This is a genomic window from Pseudomonas sp. ES4 (assembly GCF_050586665.1).
Classification (GTDB): Bacteria; Pseudomonadota; Gammaproteobacteria; order Pseudomonadales; family Pseudomonadaceae; genus Aquipseudomonas; species Aquipseudomonas frederiksbergensis.
In genome coordinates this window covers 148,768-155,311 of record NZ_JBOBDO010000013.1, presented here as the reverse complement: position 1 = coordinate 155,311, position 6,544 = coordinate 148,768, and the positions used below count along the sequence as shown (strand labels likewise).

9 protein-coding genes and 1 tRNA gene are annotated in these 6,544 nt (G+C 56.2%); 3 read left to right on the top strand and 7 right to left on the bottom strand.

The genetic code is table 11. From position 1 onward, the window contains the following. Nucleotides 1-541: 541 nt before the first annotated feature. The 7 genes from ACQ4OB_RS16425 to ACQ4OB_RS16395 all read right to left on the bottom strand — a co-directional run bounded on the left by ACQ4OB_RS16425 (nt 542) and on the right by ACQ4OB_RS16395 (nt 3,666). Complete coding sequence (locus ACQ4OB_RS16425; protein ID WP_074874971.1) at nt 542-754, bottom strand: hypothetical protein; 213 nt, start codon at nt 752-754, stop codon at nt 542-544. 107 nt (nt 755-861) lie between these two features. Next, nucleotides 862-1,050 (bottom strand): hypothetical protein, encoded by a 189-nt coding sequence (locus tag ACQ4OB_RS16420; RefSeq protein WP_074874970.1) that lies wholly within the window; start codon nt 1,048-1,050, stop codon nt 862-864. Nucleotides 1,051-1,178: 128 nt separating this feature from the next. Continuing rightward, nucleotides 1,179-1,607 carry a glycine zipper domain-containing protein gene (locus tag ACQ4OB_RS16415; RefSeq protein WP_074874968.1) on the bottom strand — a complete coding sequence of 143 codons (429 nt, stop codon included), beginning with the start codon at nt 1,605-1,607 and terminating at the stop codon, nt 1,179-1,181. Between the two features lie 182 nt (nt 1,608-1,789). Further along, nucleotides 1,790-2,161 (bottom strand): hypothetical protein, encoded by a 372-nt coding sequence (locus ACQ4OB_RS16410; protein WP_059404653.1) that lies wholly within the window; start codon nt 2,159-2,161, stop codon nt 1,790-1,792. Between the two features lie 665 nt (nt 2,162-2,826). Beyond that, a complete protein-coding gene (locus ACQ4OB_RS16405) occupies nt 2,827-3,147 on the bottom strand; it encodes a YbjQ family protein (RefSeq protein ID WP_074874964.1) in 321 nt (106 codons plus the stop codon). Between the two features lie 186 nt (nt 3,148-3,333). Continuing rightward, nucleotides 3,334-3,423 (bottom strand) — tRNA-Ser (locus tag ACQ4OB_RS16400). A 93-nt stretch (nt 3,424-3,516) separates the two neighbouring features. After that, nucleotides 3,517-3,666 carry a hypothetical protein gene (locus ACQ4OB_RS16395; RefSeq protein ID WP_156886736.1) on the bottom strand — a complete coding sequence of 50 codons (150 nt, stop codon included), beginning with the start codon at nt 3,664-3,666 and terminating at the stop codon, nt 3,517-3,519. Between the two features lie 64 nt (nt 3,667-3,730). On the opposite strand from ACQ4OB_RS16395, the gene ACQ4OB_RS16390 reads away from it, so the two are divergent. The 3 genes from ACQ4OB_RS16390 to ACQ4OB_RS16380 all read left to right on the top strand — a co-directional run bounded on the left by ACQ4OB_RS16390 (nt 3,731) and on the right by ACQ4OB_RS16380 (nt 6,491). Beyond that, entirely contained in the window at nt 3,731-4,420 is a 690-nt protein-coding gene (locus tag ACQ4OB_RS16390) for a crotonase/enoyl-CoA hydratase family protein (protein ID WP_074874870.1), read from the top strand. 214 nt (nt 4,421-4,634) lie between these two features. Then, nucleotides 4,635-5,357 (top strand): 1-acylglycerol-3-phosphate O-acyltransferase, encoded by a 723-nt coding sequence (locus tag ACQ4OB_RS16385; protein ID WP_076030304.1) that lies wholly within the window; start codon nt 4,635-4,637, stop codon nt 5,355-5,357. 162 nt (nt 5,358-5,519) lie between these two features. Then, entirely contained in the window at nt 5,520-6,491 is a 972-nt protein-coding gene (locus tag ACQ4OB_RS16380) for a magnesium and cobalt transport protein CorA (protein ID WP_074874866.1), read from the top strand. Nucleotides 6,492-6,544: the final 53 nt, after the last annotated feature.

The following is a 6,544-nucleotide window of genomic DNA, read 5'->3' as shown; positions in this document are numbered from 1 at the left end:
AAAAAGCCCAGTTAGAACTGGGCTCATGTTCCCGTAAGAATTCGGACTAACTACCCGAACCACTCGTACCACCACCAGCACCACCCGTACCTCCTCCCGCAGCCCCAGAACTCCCACCACTCCCACTGCCACTCATCCCAGAACTACCGGATCCTCCAGACCCACCCCCAGAACCGCTCCCCATCGAACCGCCACCATTCATCCCCCCACTTTCGGTCTTCGGGCTGGTGCTACTTCCACTTGCATCACCACCATTCCCACCTTCAATGGCGCCAGACGGCAGCGCCTTCTCATCCGCGGAGCCCGCGTTCATTTCAGAGTACGGCGGCATCCCGCTCTTATTCACAGGTGCATCGGTGCCGGAGGACTGGGCAAACGCCGACATTGAGCCGGCCGACAACACGCCGATCACCGTCAGGGCGGTCAATTTTGAGCTGATCATGGTGTCTCTCCTTTAAAAGGTGCGTACCTGATTTCTGGCCGTCATCGCTTTTTAAAGGTGCCGCACAATTGACGAGCGGTGCTGTGCCACCGCGTATGTTCAGCTCGGTTCGTTTGAGCCATCTTCATCGGCAATGTCAGGGTCGTGAGGGTGACCTTCAACGTCCCCGCGTTTCACTTCATCCGACGGCAACTGCTCGACAGCGGTGTCGTCATCAGGCGGACGTTGATCACGACTCAGGGAGTCGGTTGGTGAAGGCAGCGGATATTCGGGGGTATCGTCAATGTCGGAGTCTTTCGGATCAGCGTTCATAAAGCACCTCGCGTGGGCCTGAAAAGCAGGCCCTGAAATTTCGAGGATGGTGCCGCGCATTGCGTTCGATCAGAGAGACGATCGGTCGCGTCCGTCGCACAGCAGGCTCAATCTTCGTCTTCGTCCACTTCCTCGTCTTCGAACTCAATATTTCCGACGTCGCCCGCATCATCGGAATCATTGAGCGGGACTGTTGCGTCATCCATCAGTGAGCCTGGGTCTTCGTTTCCTGGATCGTTAATGAACGGAAGCCCGCTCGGGCCTTTTTCTTCCTTGCCTTCGGTTTCAGGAGTCATGGCATGCCTCACAACAATTGGGGGTGTATGAAGTTCGAGGCGGCCCACGACCAAACGTTCCAGAGTCCTACTCCCAGACGTGAAAAACCCGGCGCGGGGCCGGGTTTCTTCTGTAGCTCGATGTCGAATCAGTGATGTTTGTTCTTGTGCTTGTTTTTATGCTTATGGTTGTGGCCGCTACCGGAGTGCGAACTGCCGCTATCGTTACCCAAGTTGTTGCCTACCGCCCCACCCGCCGCGCCACCCAGGCCTGCGCCAATGGTCGAACCGGTCTTGCCGCCCAGGCTATTGCCGATCACCGAGCCACCGGCCGATCCCAGACCACCACCAATAGCCGCTTCTGTGCGACTGCCTTTGTTGGCGCCGACCGCGCTACCTGCCGCACCGCCTACACCGGCGCCAATCGCGGCACCCGTGCTGCCGCCCATTTGCTGGCCGACCACGTTACCTAGCGCACCGCCAATACCACCGCCAACTGCAGCGGTGCCGTCACCGGCGGCCATTGCACCTTGAGCGACCAAAAGTCCCAGAACCAACGTGGACAATGTCAAACGCATGATATGAACCTCTAAATTCCGTATCGGGGGTAAGAGAACGCGTTACGGATGGCGTGAGTCTAGCTTTTTCATCACACCAGCGCTGATCGTTGGACAGCTATTAATTCAAAGAGCGCGAAGAAGAAATATCCAGATACAGAAAGCCCGGCATCAAGCCGGGCTTTTGAACAGATCGACGAGGATCAGTGACGCTTGTGACCTTTTGCCAGGTTGCTGCCCACGCCGCCGCCCAATGCGCCGCCCAAGCCTGCGCCAATGGTGGAACCGGTCTTGCCGCCCAGGCTGTTGCCGATCACCGAACCGCCGGCCGCGCCGACACCACCACCGATGGCGGCTTTAGTGCGGCTGCCTTTGCGTGCTGCAACAGCACTGCCAGCCGCGCCCGCGACACCTGCACCAATCGCTGCACCGGTGCTGCCGCCCATGCTCTGACCGACCACATTACCCAGCGCGCCACCCAAACCACCGCCGATGGCGGCAGTGCCATCACCCGCAGCCATCGCACCTTGAGCAACCAAAAGCCCCAGAACCAAAGCAGGCAGTGTTAAACGCATGACAAAAACCTCAAAAAAAGGGGTAACCGAAAGGGGCGAGATTGAATGCTTTAGAGGAGACAAAGTCCAGACACGCACGGGTACAACCTCGCAATAGGCGACGGTTGGACAGCGTTTTCAGAAAAGGTTTTACGACAGGCAAAAAAAAGCCCGCTGGGGAACGGGCCAGGTACTGCTTTCTAACGGATGAGTTGAGACTACGTAGGTAGGTGTGAAAAGTTTGTGAAAAAAAATACCAACAGCGGGTTTTGTAGCTGTAGTCAAAATCGCAACAGCCGATTTTGTGAAAATAAAAACCCCGCTCAATGGCGGGGGCTATCCGGTTGACGGTTACTTCCTGGAAGACGGCATCCTCTTGGGCAAGAAATTCGCCTTTTCGGATCGGGGCACCTTGGATTTCAATTTGGCGACCCGGACCCGGTTTTCACCAAAGCCCGCCATATACTCCGCTTGACCACACTGCACGCAACTATTGATCGGAAACTCAGATCCGTCGTCTTCGATATACGAATCAGCCATACCTTTCCCCTCTCAAAAAAGGGTCGACACCGGCAAGCCCTATTTGCCTGAAAAATATCGACCTTCAACGCTTTTGAGACTAGCCAGTCATTACCGGACTTGTAGTTCGGTTTGTTGCGTGCCCGACGAACGGCCTCGTGACACATTCACCTCAACTTGACCGCCGTCCCGGTCACGAACACCACCACCATCCCACCCTTCCCGGCCGGCATGCTGATCTCATAATCAAGCCCTACCACTGCATCCGCCTGAATTGCCCGCGCCCTTTCCTTCAACTCGTCGGTCGCCTGAATCCGTGCCTCCTTCAGCGCCCGCTCCAGTGTCTGAGAGCGCCCACCGAAAAAATCCCGCATCCCGGCGAACAAATCGCGGATAACGTTTACCCCCTGCACCGACTCAGCACTGACGATGTCCAGATAGGCGGTGATTTGTCGGCCTTCGATGGAGTGGGTTGTGGTGGTGATCATTAAATTTCCTTTTTCATGGCCTGGGGATGATTACTCAAGGCACCTGGCGCTTAGTCTAGATACGGTGGCGGCGGCACGAGGGAGATGAGCGTGGATCAATAACATTGCCATCCACAAAATCCAGACGCCAGAAACCACAAAACCCCTGACTTCTTTCGAAATCAGGGGTTCTGGTTACATCGAATTTGGCGGTGAAGGAGAGATTCGAACTCTCGATACAATTTCTTGTATACACACTTTCCAGGCGTGCTCCTTAAGCCACTCGGACACTTCACCGTATCTCGTCAAACAAGTTCTGTCTGTCGAGGCGCGCTAATGTAGTCGAAAGCTTTTCCGATGGCAAACTTTTTTTGCAGAATTTTCATGCGCTTAGCGTTTCAGTCGTTCGAGCAGGTTCCAGTCCATGGCAAACCCGCCAATCTCCGGCTTCGCGACTTCCTCTATATAGAGGGGAATGCGCGGTTGGCGTGGCGGGCCACGCTTGCCGGGCGGGGAAAGGGTGACTGGGCGGTCAGTCATGGCGCTTTACCTGGCCTGCGGCGGTGGGTAACGTCTGCGCTACTTTATTGAAAGGAATAGCGTCATGAGTGAGTTGATTTCCTACCATCTCGAAGACGGTATCGCGACCCTGACCTTGAGCAATGGCAAGGTCAATGCCATCTCTCCGGACGTGATTGCTGCGTTTAACGCTGCGCTGGATCAGGCGGTGACTGATCGTGCGGTGGTGATCATTACCGGTACGCCGGGGATGCTGTCGGGCGGTTATGACTTGAAGGTGATGACCTCCGGCCCTAAAGAAGCCGTGGCGCTGGTGACTGCCGGTTCGACCCTGGCTCGTCGTCTGTTGTCGCACCCGTTCCCGGTGATCGTCGCGTGCCCTGGGCATGCGGTGGCCAAGGGCGCGTTCCTGCTGTTGTCGGTGGATTACCGCATTGGTGTCGACGGCCCGTTCACCATTGGTTTAAACGAAGTGCAGATCGGCATGACCATGCACCACGCCGGTATCGAGCTGGCGCGTGATCGTCTGCGCAAGTCGGCGTTCCACCGCGCGGTGATCAACGCTGAGATGTTTAATCCGCAAAGTGCCGTGGATGCCGGGTTCTTTGACCTGGTGGTATCGGCCGAAGAGCTGCAAGGCGCGGCGCTGGCGGCAGCTCGTCAGTTGAAGAAGATCAACATGATCGCTCACAAGAACACCAAGCTAAAAGTGCGCAAGGCGCTGCTGGAGAGGCTGGACAACGCGATTATCCTGGATCAGGATTTTTCGGTTTAAACCCAAACGTGCTGCACGGAAAAGCCCGACCGTCGTGTCGGGCTTTTTCTTACGTGCTCCGTTGAAAAGCCGACAACCGCTCTAGATCGCATCTGCCCCATAAGTCGGAAACATGCGCTCAAACATCGCCTATCTCCTACCTCTATAGTGGCAATTGCCGAAAACAGTGCACATCCGTACACTGCGCCACCTTTTGTCCCGGTGGGGCCTGTAAATGTTGTTTGTGTTTCGTATGTTATTGATGGGCCTGCACTTTATTCTGGCCGGTGTGCTTGGGGTAATTCTCGGCCTGTGCCGACCGTTCAACCCGGACAACAGCCGATTGTGCGCGCGCCTTTATGCATGGCCGGCGATGTGCATTTTGCGTTTGCGGGTGAAGGCCGAGGTCGGACCGCTGCTGGATAAGCCCGACAGCTGCGTGATCATCGCCAACCACCAGTCCAACTACGATCTGTTTGTGTTCGGTAACGTGGTGCCCCGCCGCACCGTATGTATCGGCAAGAAGAGTCTGAAGTGGGTGCCGCTGTTCGGTCAGTTGTTCTGGCTGGCGGGCAATGTGCTGATCGATCGCGGCAATGCGCAGAAAGCGCGCCAGTCGATGCTGACCACGACTCACACGCTGCAGAATGAAGACACTTCGATCTGGGTCTTCCCGGAAGGCACGCGCAACCTGGGTGAAGAGTTGCTGCCGTTCAAGAAAGGCGCCTTTCAGATGGCCATTGCCGCCGGGGTGCCGATAGTTCCGGTGTGTGTCAGCAGTTACGTTAAACACATGCGATTGAACCGTTGGCGCAGTGGGAAGATTCTGATCCGCTCGTTACCGGCGATTCCTACGGCTGGATTGAGCCTGGACGATATGCCGCTGCTGATTGCTCAGTGCCGCGAGCAGATGCGCGAGTGCATCGCTTCGATGGATCGGCAACTGCAAGCCGCTTAAAAGAAACCCGCCTGGTGCGGGTTTTCTTTTGCCTGCGAGCTTTTGCCTGCGAACTCAACAGATTTCACTGACTCTCAAACAGCAGACAGGGCTAAGCTGGAGACTGCCTGCCACTGCAATCATTGCTAATTGAAAGCTGCCAATAAGAAGTGAATCACTATCATGGGTAGAGTTGTTGCTGCTGCGGTTTATAGCGCCGGTAAGAAAGTCACCAATATCACCCTCGACGAAGGCGCTGCCTGGGCTGCAAAGCCTGGCCACTTTGTCTGGATCGGCCTTGAAGAGCCCAACGCTCAAGAACTTTTCAATCTGCAACGCCAGTTCAACCTGCACGAACTGGCCATCGAAGACGCCTTGGAAAAACACAGTCGACCAAAACTGGAAACCTTCGGCGACGCGCTGTTCATCGTCACGTATTCGCCGATCCGCCATGAAGGCAAACTGCAGTTCATCGAAACGCATATCTTTGCCGGCAACGGTTACATCATTACCGCACGCAACGGCCACTCCGCTTCCTACGCCTATGTCCGACAGCGCTGTGAGGCGCGTCCGCTGTTGCTGGAGCACGGGGAAGATTTCGTACTCTATGCCATCCTCGACTTCGTGATCGAAAACTACCAGCCAATGGGCGAGGCGATCCACGCAGAGATCGATGAGCTGGAACGCAACGTCATGTGCGGTTCCCTGAACGAGCGCGACATTCAAAAACTCCATAGTCTGCGCCGGGATGTTTTGCGTTTGCGTCGTTATGCGGCGCCGATGGTAGAGATTGGCGAGGAACTGCAAAAGCTCAACTTCCCGTTCATCGACAAGAACATGCGCCCGTACTTTCGCGATGTGCAGATCCACGTGACGCGGCAGATGGAAGACCTGACGACCCTGGCGGACATTGCCAGCCAGACCATCGAAGTCGGGGTATTGCTGGAGGCGTCACGCCAAAGCGTGGTGCAGCGCAAGTTTGCGGCGTGGGCGGCGATTCTGGCGTTCCCGACGGCGGTGGCGGGGATTTACGGGATGAACTTCCAGAACATGCCGGAGTTGAGTTGGCATTACGGGTATTTCGGGGTGTTGGGGTTTATTGCGGTCGGTTGTGTGGGTTTATGGGCGAGCTTCAAAAAATCCGGGTGGTTGTGACAAGCGTTGTGGCGAGGGAGCTTGCTCCCGCTGGGTCGCGTAGCGGCCCAAAA

What these genes read in the sequence shown, in the direction of transcription:
- ACQ4OB_RS16390 (WP_074874870.1), top strand. Translation starts at nt 3,731, where the DNA reads ATGAGTGAGTTGATTTCCTACCATCTCGAAGACGGTATCGCGACCCTG.
- ACQ4OB_RS16420 (WP_074874970.1), bottom strand. Translation starts at nt 1,050, where the DNA reads ATGACTCCTGAAACCGAAGGCAAGGAAGAAAAAGGCCCGAGCGGGCTT.
- ACQ4OB_RS16380 (WP_074874866.1), top strand. Translation starts at nt 5,520, where the DNA reads ATGGGTAGAGTTGTTGCTGCTGCGGTTTATAGCGCCGGTAAGAAAGTC.
- ACQ4OB_RS16410 (WP_059404653.1), bottom strand. Translation starts at nt 2,161, where the DNA reads ATGCGTTTAACACTGCCTGCTTTGGTTCTGGGGCTTTTGGTTGCTCAA.
- ACQ4OB_RS16415 (WP_074874968.1), bottom strand. Translation starts at nt 1,607, where the DNA reads ATGCGTTTGACATTGTCCACGTTGGTTCTGGGACTTTTGGTCGCTCAA.
- ACQ4OB_RS16385 (WP_076030304.1), top strand. Translation starts at nt 4,635, where the DNA reads ATGTTGTTTGTGTTTCGTATGTTATTGATGGGCCTGCACTTTATTCTG.
- ACQ4OB_RS16425 (WP_074874971.1), bottom strand. Translation starts at nt 754, where the DNA reads ATGAACGCTGATCCGAAAGACTCCGACATTGACGATACCCCCGAATAT.
- ACQ4OB_RS16395 (WP_156886736.1), bottom strand. Translation starts at nt 3,666, where the DNA reads ATGACTGACCGCCCAGTCACCCTTTCCCCGCCCGGCAAGCGTGGCCCG.
- ACQ4OB_RS16405 (WP_074874964.1), bottom strand. Translation starts at nt 3,147, where the DNA reads ATGATCACCACCACAACCCACTCCATCGAAGGCCGACAAATCACCGCC.